Below are 16,012 nucleotides of genomic sequence, written 5' to 3'. Positions count from 1 at the left end.
CGAGCCAGCACCGGCACCGGGGTCAGAACGTCATGGTGACGACGCGCCCGCCCGTCCCTTCGACGAGCTCGATGCGCGCGCGGCGCGCGACGACGCGGGCCACGGCGGCCGCCCGCTCGCCGCCGTCGCGCAGCACCACGTCGAGGGCGACCGCCGGCGCGCCCTCGCGCGGGCCGCGCTCGGCGATGCGCACCATCGAGCGCCCGTCCGAGAGGCGAGACACGGTGAGGTGCGGGCTCGCCACGCCCGCGGCGCTGACCATGCCGACCGCGAGCTCCATGAGCCCGCTCACGGCGCGCACGTCGCCCTCCACCTCGTTGGCGCGGCCATCGGAGGAGGCGATCGAGATGCCGACCACGGGCCGCCCCTCGGCCGGGGCGGCGCTCCAGTTGCGGAGCACGTCGATGAGATCGAGCGGCGTCGGGCGCAGCTCGAGGGTCGCGATCACGAGCTCGGACAGGCGAAGCGCGCCGCTCAGCTCCCGGGCAGTCCTGCGCACCGACGCCTCGAGCCCGAGGCGCTGCCGCGCGTCGATGCCGCGCTCGGAGCCGCCGCGATCCGCGCGGCCGCGGCCAGAGCCGCGCGGCGGCGAGGCGCCCGCCGCCGCGCGGGACAGCTCGTCCGTGAGGCGCGCGACCTCGACGCCCGCGTGGCCGAGGACCGCGCAGGCGGCGTCGGCCGCCGCGGCGTCGGCCGCCGCGGCGGAGTCTGTCTCGACGAAGCCGTCGCGGACCGCCGCGGACAGGCTGTCGAGGGCAACGACGAGCGCCGCGCACCCCTCGCACACCTCCGGCAGCGCGAGCGCGACCCCGCGCGGCCCGACGCGGCGCGAGCCGAGCAGGTGCGCGAAGCTCTCGATGCCTGCCGCGCCGTCCCGCGCCGCGCCGAGCGCAGCCGCGAGCCGCTCGCCGAGCATCAGGCCGTCGCGCTCGGGGCGACCTCGTAACCCGCGAAGAAGTAGGCGATCTCCCGCGCGGCGGTCGCCGGTTTGTCGGACCCGTGGACCGCGTTCTCGCCCACGTTCGCCCCGTAGAGCTTGCGGATCGTCCCCGCCGCCGCCTTGGCCGGGTCCGTCGCGCCGATGACCTCGCGGTACTTCGCCACCGCGTCCTCGCGCTCGAGCGCCATCACCAGGATGGGGCTGCGCGACATGAACGTCACGAGCTCGTCGAAGAAGCCGCGCCCCCGGTGCTCCGCGTAGAAGCCCTCGGCCTCCGCGCGGGTAAGCTGGATGCGCTTCATCGCTTTGACCGTGAAGCCCTCCTGCTCGAGGCGGGCGACGATCGCGCCGGCCGTGTTCTTTTCCATCGCATCAGGCTTGATGATTGAGAGAGTTCGCTCGAGGGCCATGGGCGGCCCAGTTAGGCGAAAACGCCGAGCGTTGCAAGCGCCACGCATTCCGTCCTGGGAGTCCGCCGCCCGCCTCGCTGCACGATCCGCCGCCCGGCCGCGCTTCCGTCATCGCTGTCCATCCCGCCGCACCGCTCCAGGCTGCTCTCCCGGCCGCGCCCCCGGATCGGCCGCGTCCGATCCGCCCGACGTCTGTCTCGCCTCTCCGCGCTCTCCTCGCGCTCGCGCTCCACCTCGTCCTTGTCGCAATTCCGTCTCGCGAGGGCGACGCGCGACACGCGCGATCGCCATCAAGCTGTCACAATGCGCTGCTACATACATCCGCCATGCCGAGCCATGTGCTCATCGTGGAGGACGAGCGCGACCTGCAGCGCGTTCTCACCTACAATTTCCGTCAGGCCGGGTTCGATGTGGTGTCCGCCGGGAGCGGAGAGACCGCGCTCCGGGCGGTCAAGGAGGAGCGGTTCGATCTCGTCCTGCTCGACCTGATGCTCCCGGACATGTCGGGCACGGAGATCTGCCGCCGCCTCAAGCAGAACCCGCAGACCTCGGCGGTGCCCGTCATCATGGTCACGGCCAAGGGCGAGGAGATCGACCGGATCGTCGGCTTCGAGCTCGGGGCCGACGACTACGTCGTCAAGCCGTTCAGCGTGCGCGAGCTCATCCTGCGCGCCCGGGCGATCCTCAAGCGCTCGGAGAGCCCGGCGTCGGCGCCGGAGAAGTTCGACTTCGGCATCTTGCGGGTCGACCGCGCCGCGCACCGGGCCTGGGTTCAGGAGGCCGAGATCGCGCTGACCGCGCTCGAGTTCCGCCTGCTCATGATGCTCTACGATCGCCGCGGGCGCGTGCTGTCGCGCGATCTCCTGCTCGACGAGGTGTGGGGCTCGCACGTCGACGTGACCGCGCGCAACGTGGACACCCACGTGAAGCGCGTCCGCGAGAAGCTCGGGGCGGCGGGCGATTACATCGAGACCGTGCGCGGCGTCGGCTACCGGTTCCGCGCCGAGCCCGAGGTCGCCTAGAGGGCCCATGCGCTTGCCGAGGGGGCTGGGCATCGGCGCGAAGCTCGCGGCGGGGACGGTGCTCGCCCTCCTCGTCGCTGGCGTCCCGATCGAGCGCCTCGCCGCGCGCGATATGGAAGCGGCGCTGCTCGCGGAGCATAGCCCGCGCGCCGCCGTCGACGCCGCCCTGCTTCGCTCGCGGCGCGCCCTGCTGCTCGGCATGGGCGCCGTGATCGTCGTCGCCGTCTCGGTCGGCGCCGCCACGGCCTTCTTCGTCACGCGCCCGATCCGGAGGCTGACCCGCTTCGCGCAGGCGATGTCCGAGGGCGACCTGTCGACGCGCGCCCCGCTGCGCGGCTCGGGCGAGCTCCGCCAGCTCGCGCGCGCGCTGAACCACCTGACGAGCGAGCTCTCCCGCTCGACCGCCGAGGTCCGGACGGAGCGCGCCCTGCTCGCGGGCATCCTCGACGGGATGAGCGAGGGCGTCCTCGTGCTCGATCGCGACGGGAGGATCCTCCTCGCCAACCGCGCGCTCCGCGCGATGGCCTCCCTCGGCGAGGACGCGCTCGGTCGATCGGTCATCGAGTCGATCCGCAACGCGCGGCTCACCGAGGCGATCCAGCTCGCCGGCAAGCGGGACGAGCCGGTCGACGTCGAGGTCGAGCTCGGGCGGACGCTGCCGAGGCGGCTGCTCGTGCGCGTGTCGCGCCGGAAGGGCCCGGAGCGGCTCGGGCACGATGAGCGCGAGGCCCTCGCCGCGTGGGGCGCGGATCACGACGGCGCGTCCGCCGAGCCGGGGCTCATCGCGGTGTTCCACGACGTCACCGACCTCCGCCGGCTGGAGACAATCCGGACCGACTTCGTCGCCAACGTGTCCCACGAGCTGCGCACCCCGGTCACCGCGATCAGCACCGCCGCCGAGACGCTGCAGCTCGGCGCGCTGAAGGACCCCGACGAGGCCGCCGAGTTCGTCGACGTGATCGATCGGCACGCGAAGCGCCTCCGCCACCTCGTCGACGACCTGCTCGACCTCTCCAAGATCGAGGCGAAGAACTTCCGCCTCGCGCTGTCGGAGCTCGACATCGCCCCCGCTATCGAGCACGTCACGCAGCTGCTCGCCGAGGCGGCGCGCCGGCGCAGGGTCACGCTGACAGTCGACGCCTCCGCGCTCCCGCCCGTTCGGTGCGACCGCCGCGCGCTCGAGCAGGTGCTCATGAACCTGCTCGACAACGCCATCAAGTACGCGGGCGAGGGAGCTCACGTCACGGTGAAGGCGCGCTCGGCCGATCAGCAGGTGACGCTCGCCGTCGCCGACGATGGCCCCGGTATTCCGCCTCACCACCTGGGCCGCATCTTCGAGCGGTTCTACCGGGTCGACGCCGGCCGCTCACGCGATCTGGGCGGCACCGGTCTCGGCCTCGCCATCGTGAAGCACCTGGTCGAGCTGATGAACGGCTCGATCGAGGTCGAGAGCGCCATCGGCCGCGGCACCCAGTTCACCGTCCGCCTGGCGCGCGCCGGGTGATCCACGCGAACCACGCAAAGCCAGGAAAGCGCGGTGCTCGCTGTTCCACCTTGCCGTCACGGAGCTGTCACAAACCTCGACTACGCCTTGCTGTGCATGGCTCGAATTCTGCTCACCCTGGCGATGTTCCTCCTGACCGCGGCGTGCGGTCGCTCCGATGCCCCCCAAGAAACCGGCTCTCTCCCCGGCGCGAAGAAGGACACCGCGCCGCAGCCGACCGCTGACGGGGACATCACCTTGACGGGCGCGGGTGCGACGTTCCCGTACCCTCTCTACACGAAGTGGATCGCTGAGTTCCAGAAGGCCAACTCCAAGGTCAAGATCAACTACCAGTCCATCGGCTCCGGGGGTGGGATCCGGCAGATCACCGAGCGGACCGTCGACTTCGGCGCCTCCGATGCGCCGATGAACGAGGAGCAGCTCGGGAAGGCCGCCGGCCTCCTTCACCTGCCGACGTGCCTGGGCGCGGTCGTGCTGACCTACAACCTCGAGGGTGTCGCGTCTGGCCTGAAGCTCACGCCGGAGGCGGCCGCGCACATCTTCCTGGGCAAGATCAAGAAGTGGAACGATCCGGCCCTCCAGAAGGAGAACCCGGACGTGAAGCTCCCCGACAAGGAGATCGCGACGGTCCACCGCTCGGACGGCAGCGGAACGACCAAGATCTTCGTCGATTACCTGAGCGCGGTCAGCCCGGAGTGGAAGAGCGGACCAGGGACCGGGACAAGCGTCAACTGGCCTGGCGGCCTCGGCGCCAAGGGCAACGACGGCGTCTCCGCCCTCATCACGAGCACGCCCGCCTCGATCGGCTACATCGAGCTCGCGTACGCGATGCAGAACAAGCTCACGTTCGCCTCGCTCAAGAACAAGAGCGGGAAGTTCATCACCCCGTCGCTGGAGAGCACGACCGCCGCAGGCGCCGGCGCCGCCGCCAAGATGCCGGACGACCTCCGGATCTCGCTCGTGAATGCCGAGGGCGAGGACGCATACCCCATCGCCGGCTTCACGTACCTCCTTGTGTACCAGGAGCAGAAGGACCTCGCGAAGGGCAAGGTGCTCTCCAACTTCATCAAGTGGGCGATGCAAGACGGCCAGAAGTTCACGAACGACCTCCATTACGCCCCGCTGCCCGCGGCGGTCGTCGAGAAGGTCAACAAGAAGCTCGCCGCGTTGGTCGGCCCTGACGGCAAGCCCCTGCTCGTCCCATGACCCCAGGAATGCGCGTCAGCCGCGCGAACGGCGCCCCGCCGTGCGCGGCTGGCGTGCGCGCAGGAGCGCAGGATAGGTCCATGAGCACCGTAGAAGTCCCGATGCAACAAGCCGCCTCGCCCGCGCCACAGAGCGATGCGCCACATGGCGCGCGCGGAGCAGATCGAGCGTTCCGCGCCATCCTGACGATGTTCGGCCTGACGGTGCTCGCGGTGCCAGCGCTGATGGTGCTGGAGCTCATCCGATCGTCGCGGCTCGCCATCGACAAGTTCGGGCTGGGGTTCCTCGGCGGGACCGTGTGGGACCCTGCGCGCGAGGAGTTCGGCGCGCTCCCGTTCGTCTACGGCACGGTCGTCACATCGCTGATCGCCGTCGTGATCGCCGTCCCCGTCTCGCTCGGTCTCGCGATCTTCCTGTCGGATCTGGCCCCCCACCGGATCCGCAAGCCGCTCGGGTTCATGGTCGAGCTCCTCGCGGCGATCCCGAGCGTCGTCTACGGCTTCTGGGGCATCGCCGTGCTCCGCCCCTGGCTCCGGGACACCGTCGAGCCGGTCATCATCAAGTACTTCGGCTACATCCCCCTCTTCGAGGGCCCGCCGCTCGGCTTCGGCATGTTCGCCGCAGGCGTCATCCTCGCCATCATGATCGTCCCCACGATCACGTCGGTGTCGCGCGAGGTGATGCAGGCGGTGCCCCAGCTGCACCGCGAGGCGGCGGTCGGCCTCGGCGCGTGCGCGTGGGACACGATCCGCTACGCGGTCCTCCCCTCGGCGCGCTCGGGCATCATCGGGGCCATCATCCTCGGTCTGAACCGGGCGCTCGGCGAGACGATGGCCGTCACGATGATGATCGGCAACGTCCCGAAGGTGAGCGCGTCGATCTTCCACCCCGGCTATTCGATGGCGAGCGTCATCGCCAACGAGTTCGTCGAGGCGACCAGCGACATGTACGTATCGGCGCTGTCCAAGATCGCGCTGCTCCTCTTCGGGGTCGCCCTCCTCCTCAACCTCTTCGCCCGGTGGCTCGTGAGCTCGACCAAGAGCAAGCTGGAGAAGCGCGCATGAACAGCGACACCCCTGTCCCCGTGGCGAGCCCCACGAGCGCCCCCCGGCGCACGCTGCTCGAGCCCGCGCCCGGCGAGACGCTGCGCCGCGTACGCAGCTACTTCTTCGAAGGGCTCTGCGTGTCGAGCGCCGTCGTCGTCCTGGTCCCGCTGTTTCTGATCTTCGTCTACGTCGTCAGCAAAGGCCTTAGCGGGCTGTCCCTCGACTTCTTCACCCAGCTGCCGAAGCCCGTCGGCGACGAGCGGAGCGGCATGGGCAACGCGGTCGTCGGCACGCTCATCCTCGTCGCCATCGGCTGCGGCATCGGGTTGCCGACGGGCATCCTCGCCGGCATCTACCTGGCCGAGATCGGGCGCGGCAAGCTCGCTGCCGCCATCCGGTTCATCGCCGACGTGCTCGGCGGCGTCCCCTCGATCACCATCGGCGTGTTCGTCTACGCCCTCGTCGTGGTCACGATGAAGCGCTTCTCGGCGCTCGCGGGCGGCATCGCGCTCGCGATCGTGATGCTCCCGACGGTGACCCGCACGACGGAGGAGCTGCTCAAGCTGGTGCCCGCCCACCTCCGCGAGGCGTCGCTCGCCCTCGGCGTGCCGGAGTGGCGCACGAGCCTCCTCGTCGTGCTCCGGACCGCCTCGCCCGGGATCGGCACCGGCGTGATGCTCGCCGTGGCCCGCATCGCCGGCGAGACCGCGCCGGTGCTCCTCACCGCGCTCGGCTCATCGTACTGGAGCTTCGCCATCGACCGCCCCATCGCCTCGCTGCCGGTGCAGATCTGGCGGAACGCTACTTCGCCCTACCCGAAATGGCAGCAAGAGGCGTGGACCGGCGCCCTGGTGCTGATCGTCATCGTCTTCCTCCTGAACTTGCTCGCGCGTATCGCCACGTCGCGAAGCGTCAAGGCGCGCTAAAGGCACTCGATGAGCTCGTTTGACTCACTGCACAACAAAGTACGGTCCGGGGAACGTCGCAGCGGGCTCGACACGGACGGCATCGACAGCCGCTCCATGGAGCCAGAGGACGAGGCGCCGCCAGCCAAGATCAGCGTCACGCGGCTCAACGCCTATTTTCATAAGTTCCACGCCATCCACGACATCACGCTGAACATCCCCGACGGCCAGGTCACGGCGGTCATCGGCCCGTCCGGGTGCGGGAAGTCGACGTTCCTGCGCTGTCTCAACCGGATGCACGAGCAGGTGCCCGGGGCCTCGGCGAAGGGCTCCGTCATGATCGACGGCGTGAACATCTATGACAAAGCCGTCGACCCGGTGCGGCTGCGGCGCCGCGTCGGCATGGTGTTCCAGAAACCCAACCCGTTTCCAACGATGTCCATCCGCGAGAACGTCCTCGCCGGACACAAGCTGAACGGCATCTCCGTCAAGGATCCCACAGGCCTCGTCGAGAAGTGCCTGCGCCAGGTGGCGCTCTGGGACGAGGTGAAGGACAAGCTCGATCAGTCCGGGCTATCCCTCTCGGGCGGCCAGCAGCAGCGGCTCTGCATCGCCCGCGTCCTCGCGGTGGAGCCGGAGGTGATCCTGCTCGACGAGCCGTGCTCGGCGCTCGATCCCATCGCGACCGCGCGCGTCGAGGAGCTCATCGACGAGCTGAAAGAGCGATATACTTGCGTGCTCGTAACACACAACATGCAGCAGGCCGCGCGGTGCTCTGACTATACCGCCTTCTTCTACATGGGGGACTTGGTGGAGTTCGACAGGACCCAGACGATCTTCACCAACCCCAAGGAGAGCAAGACGGAAGACTACGTCACCGGGAAGTTCGGCTGATGGAAGCGGGGGATAGAATCATGCCGACGTCGCACACGAGCAAGGTCTACGAGCACGAGCTACGCACGCTTCGCGAGAAGCTGCTGCTCATGGGCAGCCTCGTCGAGGAGATGATCCAGAAAGGCTCGACCGCGCTCACGACGCGCGACACGGGCCTCGCCAAGGCGACGATCCGGCTCGATCGCCGGATCAACCGCCTCGAGTGCGAGGTCGACGAGCTCTGTATGAGGATCCTCGCGACGCGCCAGCCCGTCGCGTCCGACCTGCGCTTCGTCACCACGGCGCTCAAGATCGTCACCGATCTGGAGCGGGTCGGCGATCTCGTGGTGAACGTCTGCGAGCGCGTGCAGGAGCTCAACGAGGAGCCGCCGCTCGCGCCGGTGGCGGATCTGCAAGGCCTCGCGGACGAGGCGATCGAGGTGGTGCACGAGGCGCTGGACGCGCTGGTCGCCCGCGACTGCGAGCGAGCGAACCAGCTGCTCACGCGCGATGACGTGATCGACGAGCACTACGCCCGCATCTTCCAGGAGGTGCTCCTCGTCATGAGCCGCGACCCGAGCACGGTGTACAGGGCCACACGCATCCAGTCGATCGCCAAGTACCTGGAGCGCATCGCCGATCACGCGATGAACATCGCCGAGTCGGTCGTCTTCCTCGTCAAGGGGACGGACATCCGGCACCACAACCGCCTGAAGGAGAACGACCCGCTCTCCTCGCCTCCGCCGGCCGGGCTTCGCCTGCGCTAGGCGCCAGCGCCGCCCGGCCGGCGCCTGCGCTAGGCGCCAGCGCTGGCCGGAGGCGCCGTCCCACCGTGGCCGTGGGGCTCCTCGTCGCCGTGCGTGTGCCCGTGGGGCACCTCGTGCCCGTGCTCGCCGGCGCAGCGGGCGTCCTCCCATCCGACCCAGTAGGGGCCGTCCGGCCCGTGCTCACGCTTCCAGATCGGCAGGCGCTCCTTGATGCGGTCGATGAGCAGGCGGCACCCGCGGAATGCCTCTCCCCGGTGCGGCGCGCTCGCGGCGCAGGCGACGGCGACATCGCCGACGTGGAGCGCGCCTACCCGGTGCGTCGCGGCGACGCGCACGCCAGGGAGCTCTGCGGCGATCTCCGACAGGATCCGCTCGAGCTCGGCCTCGGCCATCGTCCCGTAGGCCTCGTACTCCAGCAGCGTGACCGAACGGCCCTCGTTGACGTCGCGCACCACGCCCAGGAACGTGGCGATGCCGCCCGCGCCAGGGTGAGACACCGCGGCGATGAGCTCGTCGAGACCGAGCGGCTCGGCGCGGATCCGGCTCACGGCGCGCTCCGCTGGAAATGGCCGGAGCGGCCCCCGCTCTTCTCGAGGAGCTTGATGTCCGAGATCACCATCTCGCGATCGATCCCCTTAAGCATGTCGTAGATCGTCAAGCACGCGGCGCTCACCGCGACCATGGCCTCCATCTCGACCCCTGTGCGATCCACCGCCTCCGCGGCGGCGGTCACCCGGATCGTCGCGGAGGGCTCGTCCACGTCGAGCGAGACCGAGACGTGCGTGAGCGCGATGCCGTGGCAGAGCGGGATGAGCTCCGGCGTGCGCTTCGCCGCCATGATCCCGGCGATCCGCGCCGCGGCCAGCACGTCGCCCTTCGGGGCGTCGTCGCGCGCGACCCGGGCGATCGTCTCGGGGCGCATCATGACGGCGCCGGACGCGACCGCGCGGCGGTGCGTGACGGGCTTGCCTTCGACAGGCACCATGCGGGCCTCGCCGCTCGGAGAGAGGTGAGTCGAGAGCGCTTCGCCCTCGCCGGGTCGATCAGGGGTTCGCGGCATCGCCCCGGAATCTGACACGGCAGCCGTGAGGACCGGAAGCCGAACGTGATCCGGTCCCGCACGGATCCGCCCGCTCCGTCAGCCGCCGATCGCGCGGATCGACACCGCGGAGGCCGTCTCTTCGGTGCAGCCCTTCCAGACCTTGCCGTCCGGCTTGAGGCGCCACGCCTCGTCCAGGCGCAGGCGGATCGCCGCGTGATCGCCGAGCTTCGCCTCGCGCGAGGCGTCGACGCCATCGTCGGTGGCGAGGCACGGCCGGAGCACGCCCGTCGAGGAGACGCGCAGGCGATCACAGCTCTCGCAGAACGTGTCGCTGGTGCCCGTGATGAAGCCCACGCGGAGCGACGGGTCGCGGCGAGCGCGGACGTACCTGGCCGGGCCGAGGCCGGGCTCGGCGGCCGCCTCCTCCGGGAGGAGGTGCTCGGCGAGGCGCGCCCTCATCTCGGCCGCGGTGACGAGGTGCTTGCCGACGAGCCGAGCGCCCTCGGCGATCGGCATCACCTCGAGGAAGCGCGGCACCATCCGGCGCTCCCAGGCCCACAGCGCGAGCCGCTCGATCTCGTCGTCGTTCACGCCGCGGAGGACCACCGTGTTCAGCTTGATCGGCGAGAAGCCCGCCGCGATCGCGGCGTCGATGCCGTCGAGCACCCGGGCGAGCTCGCCGCCCCGGGTCATCTCGCCGAAGCGCCCGGGATCGAGGGTGTCGATCGAGACGTTCAGCCGGTGCAGCCCGGCGGCGCGCAGCGCCCCGGCGAGCCGCGCGAGCTGCGACGCGTTCGTCGTGAGGGCCAGATCCTCGAAGCCGAGCGCGGCGAGGCACCCGACGATCGACACGATCTCGGGGTGGAGCAGCGGCTCGCCGCCGGTCAGGCGCACCCGCCGGACGCCGGCGTCGCGCAGCGCCTCGAACATGGTGCGCCAGGCGGCCGTCATGAGCTTGCCGTCGGCGTAGCCGTCGTGCCGCGACGGGCGGCAGTAGGTACACGCGAAGTCGCACCGATCCGTGACCGAGATGCGCGCGCTCCGCGGCGCGGGCCCCGCGTGCTCGCCAGCTGCCTCGCGGGCGCCGTCGCGGTACGGGATCACGGCGGCGCGTCGGCCAGCGTCTCCGCCGCCGACGAGCGGCAGCGATCGCCGCCGCTGAGCCGATGCGTCGCCCGCATTGCGCGCAGGATCGAGGCCGCCGATAGAAGAAGCCATGGCGCGTCCCTCTCGGGTCCTCTCGCTAGCCGCCCGCCACCGGCGGGATCAGCGCGACCTCGTCACCGAAACCTACAGGATCGCTCGGCGTCGCATAGACGCCGTTCACCGCCACCCGGATGGATCCCTTGTAGGGGCCGAGCCCCGGATAACGAGCACAGACGTGCTCCAGGAGCTCCGCTGCGGTGCAGGGGCCAGCCAGCGGCAGCGCCACTTCTCCGGTACCCAGCACATCCCTCGCGCCAGCGAATGCAAGCACGCGTACCGCTGCATCCATCACCGCAACCTAGCATCGCTCCGCGGACCCGACACGACGAACTGCCGCCGAGCGACCTCGGGCCGCCCAGGCGCCTGGGCCCTGGCCCCTGGCCCCTGGCTCCTGGCCCCTGGCCCCTGGCGAGATTCGAGTCTACCGAGCCCGGCCGGCACGGCTATCATCGGGCGGCTCACCGTCATGTCGGAAGAAGGCTTTTTACCGGGCACGATCCTGGCCGGTCGCTATCAGGTCCGCCGAGAGCTGGGCCGCGGCGGCATGGGGGTCGTCTATCTCTGCCGCGATCTCGTGATCGACGAGCGCGTGGCCGTGAAGCTGCTCGACCGGCCAGGCGCGGCGGCCCGCCCCGAGGACGCCTGGTGGTTCCAGGAGGAAGCCCGGGCGCTCGCCGGGCTCTCCCATCCGGCGCTCGTCAAGGCCCGCGACTTCGGGGCGCTCACCAACGGGACGCCGTACCTCGTGATGGACGCCGTCCCAGGTCGATCGCTCCACGAGTGGCTCTACCTCGCGCGGCTCGAGGACCCGCTGCCCTGGCCGATCATCTGGAGCGTCATCGACCAGGTGCTCGGCGCGCTGGCTCACGCGCACGCGCGCGGCGTGATCCACGGGGATCTGAAGCCGTCCAACGTCCTCGTCGATCTGCAGCACGGGGGCGAGCCGCCGCTCGTGCACGTGCTCGACCTCGGGCTGGCCTGGCTCATCCAGGACCGGGTCGATCACCGGCTCGACGGCTCCAGGGAGAGCGAACCCACGGTGCGCTGGGGCGCGGGCACCCCAGGCTGGATGGCGCCCGAGCAGATCCGCTTCGCGGCGCCCCACGTCGGACCGCCGACGGACCTCTACGCGCTCGGCTGCATCCTCTACGCCCTGCTCGCCGGCGGCGAGGTCTACGACGGCAACAACGACGAGCTCCTCCAGCAGCACCGGAGCGCGTCGATCCCGGACCTGCCGCTCCCCCCGCCGGTGCCGGGCGACGTCGCGAAGTTCGCGAAGCGGCTGCTCGCGAAGCGGCCCTGGCACCGCTTCGACTTCGCGGGCGACGCGCGGCGGGTGTGGAAGCGGTTCGAACCGCGCAACAACGCGAACGTGACCGCGACGCCGCTGCCGATCGCCCTCCTGACGAGCGGCCGTCTGCCCCCGAGCCGCAAGGAGTTGCTCACGCCCGAGCTCATCGAGCCTCCAGACGACGACCCGCCGCCCTCCGTGACGACCACCGGGCTGCTCGCGCTCCGGCCGAGCCCGTTCGTCGCGCGGACCGGGGAGCGGGCGCGGCTCATGGAGGTCGTGGCCGAGATGGTCGACGCGCCGAAGGCGATGCACCGGTTCGTCCTGCTCGCGGGCGAGGCCGGCGTCGGCAAGAGCCGGCTGGCCGAGTGGCTCTGCGAGGAGGTCCACGAGCGGGCGCTCATGGTGCCGCTCCGCGCGCGCTACCGGCGCATCGCGGCGCCGCTCGACGGCGTGCTCGGCGCGGTGACCCAGCACTACCGGCTGGAGCGGGCCGAGCGCGAGATCGTCGAGAAGGTGCTGATGAACCTCTGGGAGGTCCCGCCCGAGGACGAGGTCGGCAAGACGTGGGTCGCGGCGACCGCCGAGTGGATCAAGCCGTCGCCCCCGGGGAGCGAGGCGGTCGGCCCGACGGGGAAGCGCTTCCGCCTGGATCGCCCCGAGCTCCGCTGGCTGATCATCCGCAAGACGCTGGAGAGGATCGGCCGGGACCGGCCGGTGCTGCTCTGGCTCGACGACCTGCACTACGCCTCGTCGACGACGTTCGAGGGGCTCCTCACGCTCCACCGCGACGCGCCGAACCTGGGCCTGCTCGTCGTGGCGACCGTCAGGAGCGAGGCGGTCGAGTGCGATCCGGTGGCGGCGAGGCGGATCGAGGGGGCGCTCGCGGCCTACGTCGGGGAGCGGCTCGACGTCGCCCCGCTGAACCCCACGCAGACGCACGCGCTGCTCCGGGAGACGCTTCCGCTCGACGACGCGGCGGCCGAGGCGGCGACGGCCCGCAGCAAGGGGAACCCGCTCTTCGCGCTGCAGCTGCTGCACGCGTGGGCGGGCGGCGGGCACCTCCAGCTCCGCGCGGGCAAGTACTTCGTGCCGAGGGCGTCGATGGCCGTGCAGGCGGCGACGACCGCCGACCTCTGGGAAGAGCGCCTCGCGGCGCTGCCCGAGGAGCTCCGCACCGGCGCGCGCGCCGCCGCCGCGCTCGGCGGCGACATCCGGCGCGAGATCCTGCGCGCGCTGCTCACCTCGCTCGATATCTCGGCGGACCGGGCGCTCGCGTCCATGCAGCGCGCCCAGATCCTCCTCGCCGTGGGCGATCGCCTGCGCTGGCCGCACGCGCTGCTCCAGGAGCACCTCCTCTCGCAGCTCTTCCTCGAGCCGGACGCGGCCCGCGTGTTCCGCGCCGCCGCCGACGCGCTCGGGGCGCACCCGGCCGCGTCGAGCCGCCGAATCCTCCGGCACCGGGTCGTCAGCCTCCTGCGCGCCGGCGACACCGACGAGGCCGCGGCGCTCATGCACGCGCACGTGGCGGCGCACTGGCAGAGCTCGCGCGACATCGCGGCGACGCTCCGCGATCTCGCCGTGCTCGACGGCAAGCTGCCCGGGGGGAGCGACTCGCGCCCGGGCCTCCGGGGCGGGGTGGACGCGCGGCCCGTGCTGACGGGGACGCGCCTCGGGACGCAGCTGCGCTTCCGCGGCGAGGCGCTGCGGCTGGCGGGGAGGCTCGACGAGGCGCGGCGCGACGCGGAGGACGCGCGGCGCATCTTCGAGCAAGCCGGCGACCGCGAGAACCAGGCGCACTGCCTGCGCCTGCTCGGGCACATCGCGTCGGACCTCGGCGCGGAGGCGCAGGGCCGGCGGCTCGTGGCGCGGGCGCACGCGATCTTCGACGAGATCGGCCACGGCCACGGGCAGGCGCAGTGCGAGGTGCTGCTCGGCGAGATCGACTACCTGCTCGGCGAGCACGCGCGGGCGCGGGCGGTGCTCGCGTCCGGGGCGTCGAGGTTCATGGAGGTCGGCGATCGGCTCGGCCGAGCGCAGTGCCTGCTGCTGCAGAGCATGGTCGAGCAGGCCGGGGCGACCTCGGAGGCGGCGCGCGCGCTGCTCACGACCGCGCACGCCGATTTCGACGCCATCGGCTACCGGCTCGGGCTCGCGCAGTGCGACCTCGCGCTGTCGCACTCGGACCACCGCGCCGGCAACTTCGAGGCGGCGCGCTCGGGCGCGCTCGCGGCGCGGCAGAGCTTCCGCGACGTCGCGAACCCGCGCGGCGAGGCCGGGTGCGAGCGCCTGCTCTCGATGGTGGCCCTCGACGCGGGCGCGCCGGAGCTCGCCGAGGAGCACGCGCTCGCCGCCGGCAGGCTCTTCGAGCGGCTCGGGGATCCGTGGGGCCTGGTGGAGGCGCGGCTGCTCTTCGCGCAGATCGCGCTCCACCGCGGGGAGGCGGAGCTCGCTCGCGAGCACCTGATGGCGTGCGAGGCGGTGGCGCTCGCGGAGGCGGAGCCCCGGCAGCACCGGCACCTGACGCTCGCCTGGCTCGCGTACCACGAGGGGCGCTTCCACGAGGCGGCGCGCGAGCTCGACGCGGCGCGCGCGGCCTTCAAGGACAGCCGCACCGGAGACCACACGCCGCAGCTCCTCGAGCGCTTCGCGCGGATGGGCTGGCCCAAGCCGGCGGGGGCGCGGATCAGCGGCTGGATGCGCACCCTCGAGAACACCTGAGGCGGAGTCCGGAGACGGGGAGCGCCCGCGCACGGCAACTCCCCTCCACGAGAGCTTTCCAAGGGGATCAGAGGCCGTCGATAGCTGACGTTCTCACGAGCTGCGTCGCCGAGCGGGTCTCACCCGCACAGGAGACGGGTCCAGATCGGCGTTTTCGGCGCGCAGGCGCACTCCCGTGCGCTGAGCACCGAAAACGCCGAGATGGGCCCGTATCCGAAGCGGGTGAGCCCCGCTCAAAGAGGGAGCCAGAAGTCGGGACCGAAGAGTCGGCGCGCGTCCTCGATGGTGCGGAGGGCACGCGGTAGATCGAGCTTCGCCTGGTGCTCGGCCAGCTGCACGACGTAGGGGATCCAGAGCGGCCTGCAGACGACGAGCGCGGCGAGGTGGAACTCCGCCTCCTCGGTCTGGCCGAGATCCATCGCTACACGCGCCAGGAGGCTGTGCACCGGGACGGGCGACCCGAGCGGCGCGATGGCCGTGGCGCAGCGCCGCACGCTCTCCGCGGCCTCCTCGCTGGGGTGCCGCCGGAACTCCTGGAACGTCTCCTCGAGCTCGTGCTCGTCGCTCACCTGCTCCGGCAAGTGCTGCGCGACGAGCGCCTTCCAGTGATCGACGAACGGCAGATCGGCGAGGGCGCTCGAGCTGTCGGCGTGGGCAAGGAGCATATCGGCCTCCTTCCAGTCGCCAGCCTCTCGGGCGAACTCGAGCCCCGAGACGACCCGAGCCTCTTCGTGGAGCCCAGGCTCCTTCGTCAGGAGCCAGCGCTGCCAGTAGAGCGCGCCCCGGAAGGCCACGCGCGCGAGCGGCTCTTTGTCGTCCGCACGCATCTGCAGCGCCATGTCCAGGAGCGCACCCTTGTGCCGCTGCACGTCGTCGACGACGAGGCTCGCTGGCCAAGCACAGAGCCCGCACGCCTCGGAGATCATCGCACCCCCCTCGCACCGCGCGAGAGCTGCCTGCCGACAGGCAGCGCAGAAGGAACCCCCCGCGATACAGACCAACGCTACCACGGCGCCCGCAGCAGGCGAGAGGTCGTCGCCAGCGGGTGGCAGGCAGACAACATCGACGAAGGCAACAGC

15 protein-coding genes are annotated in these 16,012 nt (G+C 71.3%); 8 read left to right on the top strand and 7 right to left on the bottom strand.

Features of this window, described 5'->3' with window-relative positions:
* Positions 1-22: 22 nt before the first annotated feature.
* The gene (locus tag WMF12_RS15520; protein ID WP_437872311.1) at positions 23-916 is read right to left on the bottom strand and encodes a hypothetical protein; all 894 of its coding nucleotides are present in this window, start codon (positions 914-916) and stop codon (positions 23-25) included.
* Positions 916-1,350 carry a nucleoside-diphosphate kinase gene (ndk, locus tag WMF12_RS15515; RefSeq protein WP_437746426.1) on the bottom strand — a complete coding sequence of 145 codons (435 nt, stop codon included), beginning with the start codon at positions 1,348-1,350 and terminating at the stop codon, positions 916-918. The genes WMF12_RS15520 and ndk overlap by 1 nt, the downstream gene beginning before the upstream one ends.
* 326 nt (positions 1,351-1,676) lie before the next feature.
* Here ndk and WMF12_RS15510 point away from each other — a divergent pair, with 326 nt between their 5' ends.
* From WMF12_RS15510 to phoU, 7 genes are all read left to right on the top strand, one after another.
* Complete coding sequence (locus WMF12_RS15510) at positions 1,677-2,372, top strand: response regulator (protein ID WP_012235579.1); 696 nt, start codon at positions 1,677-1,679, stop codon at positions 2,370-2,372.
* Positions 2,373-2,379: 7 nt separating this feature from the next.
* Positions 2,380-3,876, top strand: coding sequence for an ATP-binding protein (locus WMF12_RS15505; protein WP_437746425.1), 1,497 nt, complete (start codon positions 2,380-2,382; stop codon positions 3,874-3,876).
* Positions 3,877-3,972: 96 nt separating this feature from the next.
* A complete protein-coding gene (gene pstS, locus WMF12_RS15500) occupies positions 3,973-5,082 on the top strand; it encodes a phosphate ABC transporter substrate-binding protein PstS (RefSeq protein ID WP_437872310.1) in 1,110 nt (369 codons plus the stop codon).
* 80 nt (positions 5,083-5,162) lie between these two features.
* Positions 5,163-6,146: a phosphate ABC transporter permease subunit PstC gene (pstC, locus tag WMF12_RS15495; RefSeq protein WP_437872309.1), complete on the top strand. Its 984-nt coding sequence runs from the start codon at positions 5,163-5,165 to the stop codon at positions 6,144-6,146.
* Positions 6,143-7,054 carry a phosphate ABC transporter permease PstA gene (pstA, locus tag WMF12_RS15490; protein ID WP_012235575.1) on the top strand — a complete coding sequence of 304 codons (912 nt, stop codon included), beginning with the start codon at positions 6,143-6,145 and terminating at the stop codon, positions 7,052-7,054. Before pstC ends, pstA begins: the two co-directional genes overlap by 4 nt.
* 9 nt (positions 7,055-7,063) lie before the next feature.
* Positions 7,064-7,927: a phosphate ABC transporter ATP-binding protein PstB gene (gene pstB, locus WMF12_RS15485; RefSeq protein WP_437872308.1), complete on the top strand. Its 864-nt coding sequence runs from the start codon at positions 7,064-7,066 to the stop codon at positions 7,925-7,927.
* 20 nt (positions 7,928-7,947) lie between these two features.
* Entirely contained in the window at positions 7,948-8,673 is a 726-nt protein-coding gene (phoU, locus tag WMF12_RS15480) for a phosphate signaling complex protein PhoU (protein ID WP_044964959.1), read from the top strand.
* Positions 8,674-8,702: 29 nt separating this feature from the next.
* Here the strand turns inward: phoU and WMF12_RS15475 are convergent, their stop codons facing one another.
* The 4 genes from WMF12_RS15475 to WMF12_RS15460 form a co-directional block, all read right to left on the bottom strand.
* A complete protein-coding gene (locus WMF12_RS15475) occupies positions 8,703-9,221 on the bottom strand; it encodes a molybdenum cofactor biosynthesis protein MoaE (RefSeq protein WP_437872307.1) in 519 nt (172 codons plus the stop codon).
* Positions 9,218-9,733, bottom strand: a complete 516-nt coding sequence (moaC, locus tag WMF12_RS15470; RefSeq protein WP_044964956.1) for a cyclic pyranopterin monophosphate synthase MoaC — start codon at positions 9,731-9,733, stop codon at positions 9,218-9,220. Before moaC ends, WMF12_RS15475 begins: the two co-directional genes overlap by 4 nt.
* A gap of 78 nt (positions 9,734-9,811) precedes the next feature.
* Positions 9,812-10,933, bottom strand: a complete 1,122-nt coding sequence (gene moaA, locus WMF12_RS15465) for a GTP 3',8-cyclase MoaA (RefSeq protein WP_437872306.1) — start codon at positions 10,931-10,933, stop codon at positions 9,812-9,814.
* A 25-nt stretch (positions 10,934-10,958) separates the two neighbouring features.
* Positions 10,959-11,210 (bottom strand): MoaD/ThiS family protein, encoded by a 252-nt coding sequence (locus tag WMF12_RS15460; protein WP_276597196.1) that lies wholly within the window; start codon positions 11,208-11,210, stop codon positions 10,959-10,961.
* 177 nt (positions 11,211-11,387) lie between these two features.
* Between WMF12_RS15460 and WMF12_RS15455 the strand changes: the two genes are divergently transcribed.
* On the top strand, positions 11,388-14,933 hold the full coding sequence (locus WMF12_RS15455) for a protein kinase domain-containing protein (RefSeq protein ID WP_437872305.1): 3,546 nt from the start codon (positions 11,388-11,390) through the stop codon (positions 14,931-14,933).
* Positions 14,934-15,166: 233 nt separating this feature from the next.
* On the opposite strand, the gene WMF12_RS15450 is transcribed toward WMF12_RS15455, so the two are convergent.
* A complete protein-coding gene (locus WMF12_RS15450; RefSeq protein ID WP_437746417.1) occupies positions 15,167-15,859 on the bottom strand; it encodes a hypothetical protein in 693 nt (230 codons plus the stop codon).
* Positions 15,860-16,012: the final 153 nt, after the last annotated feature.

It is taken from the genome of Sorangium sp. So ce363, from assembly GCF_051520435.1.
Taxonomy (GTDB): Bacteria; Myxococcota_A; Polyangia; order Polyangiales; family Polyangiaceae; genus Sorangium; species Sorangium cellulosum_B.
Note: the sequence above shows the minus strand (reverse complement) of the source record. Positions and strands in the feature narration are given on the sequence as shown.

Coding starts and splice junctions, on each gene's coding strand:
- WMF12_RS15520 (WP_437872311.1), bottom strand. CDS start 916: ATGCTCGGCGAGCGGCTCGCGGCTGCGCTCGGCGCGGCGCGGGACGGC.
- ndk (WP_437746426.1), bottom strand. CDS start 1,350: ATGGCCCTCGAGCGAACTCTCTCAATCATCAAGCCTGATGCGATGGAA.
- WMF12_RS15510 (WP_012235579.1), top strand. CDS start 1,677: ATGCCGAGCCATGTGCTCATCGTGGAGGACGAGCGCGACCTGCAGCGC.
- WMF12_RS15505 (WP_437746425.1), top strand. CDS start 2,380: ATGCGCTTGCCGAGGGGGCTGGGCATCGGCGCGAAGCTCGCGGCGGGG.
- pstS (WP_437872310.1), top strand. CDS start 3,973: ATGGCTCGAATTCTGCTCACCCTGGCGATGTTCCTCCTGACCGCGGCG.
- pstC (WP_437872309.1), top strand. CDS start 5,163: ATGAGCACCGTAGAAGTCCCGATGCAACAAGCCGCCTCGCCCGCGCCA.
- pstA (WP_012235575.1), top strand. CDS start 6,143: ATGAACAGCGACACCCCTGTCCCCGTGGCGAGCCCCACGAGCGCCCCC.
- pstB (WP_437872308.1), top strand. CDS start 7,064: ATGAGCTCGTTTGACTCACTGCACAACAAAGTACGGTCCGGGGAACGT.
- phoU (WP_044964959.1), top strand. CDS start 7,948: ATGCCGACGTCGCACACGAGCAAGGTCTACGAGCACGAGCTACGCACG.
- moaC (WP_044964956.1), bottom strand. CDS start 9,733: ATGCCGCGAACCCCTGATCGACCCGGCGAGGGCGAAGCGCTCTCGACT.
- moaA (WP_437872306.1), bottom strand. CDS start 10,933: ATGGCTTCTTCTATCGGCGGCCTCGATCCTGCGCGCAATGCGGGCGAC.
- WMF12_RS15460 (WP_276597196.1), bottom strand. CDS start 11,210: ATGGATGCAGCGGTACGCGTGCTTGCATTCGCTGGCGCGAGGGATGTG.
- WMF12_RS15455 (WP_437872305.1), top strand. CDS start 11,388: ATGTCGGAAGAAGGCTTTTTACCGGGCACGATCCTGGCCGGTCGCTAT.
- WMF12_RS15450 (WP_437746417.1), bottom strand. CDS start 15,859: ATGATCTCCGAGGCGTGCGGGCTCTGTGCTTGGCCAGCGAGCCTCGTC.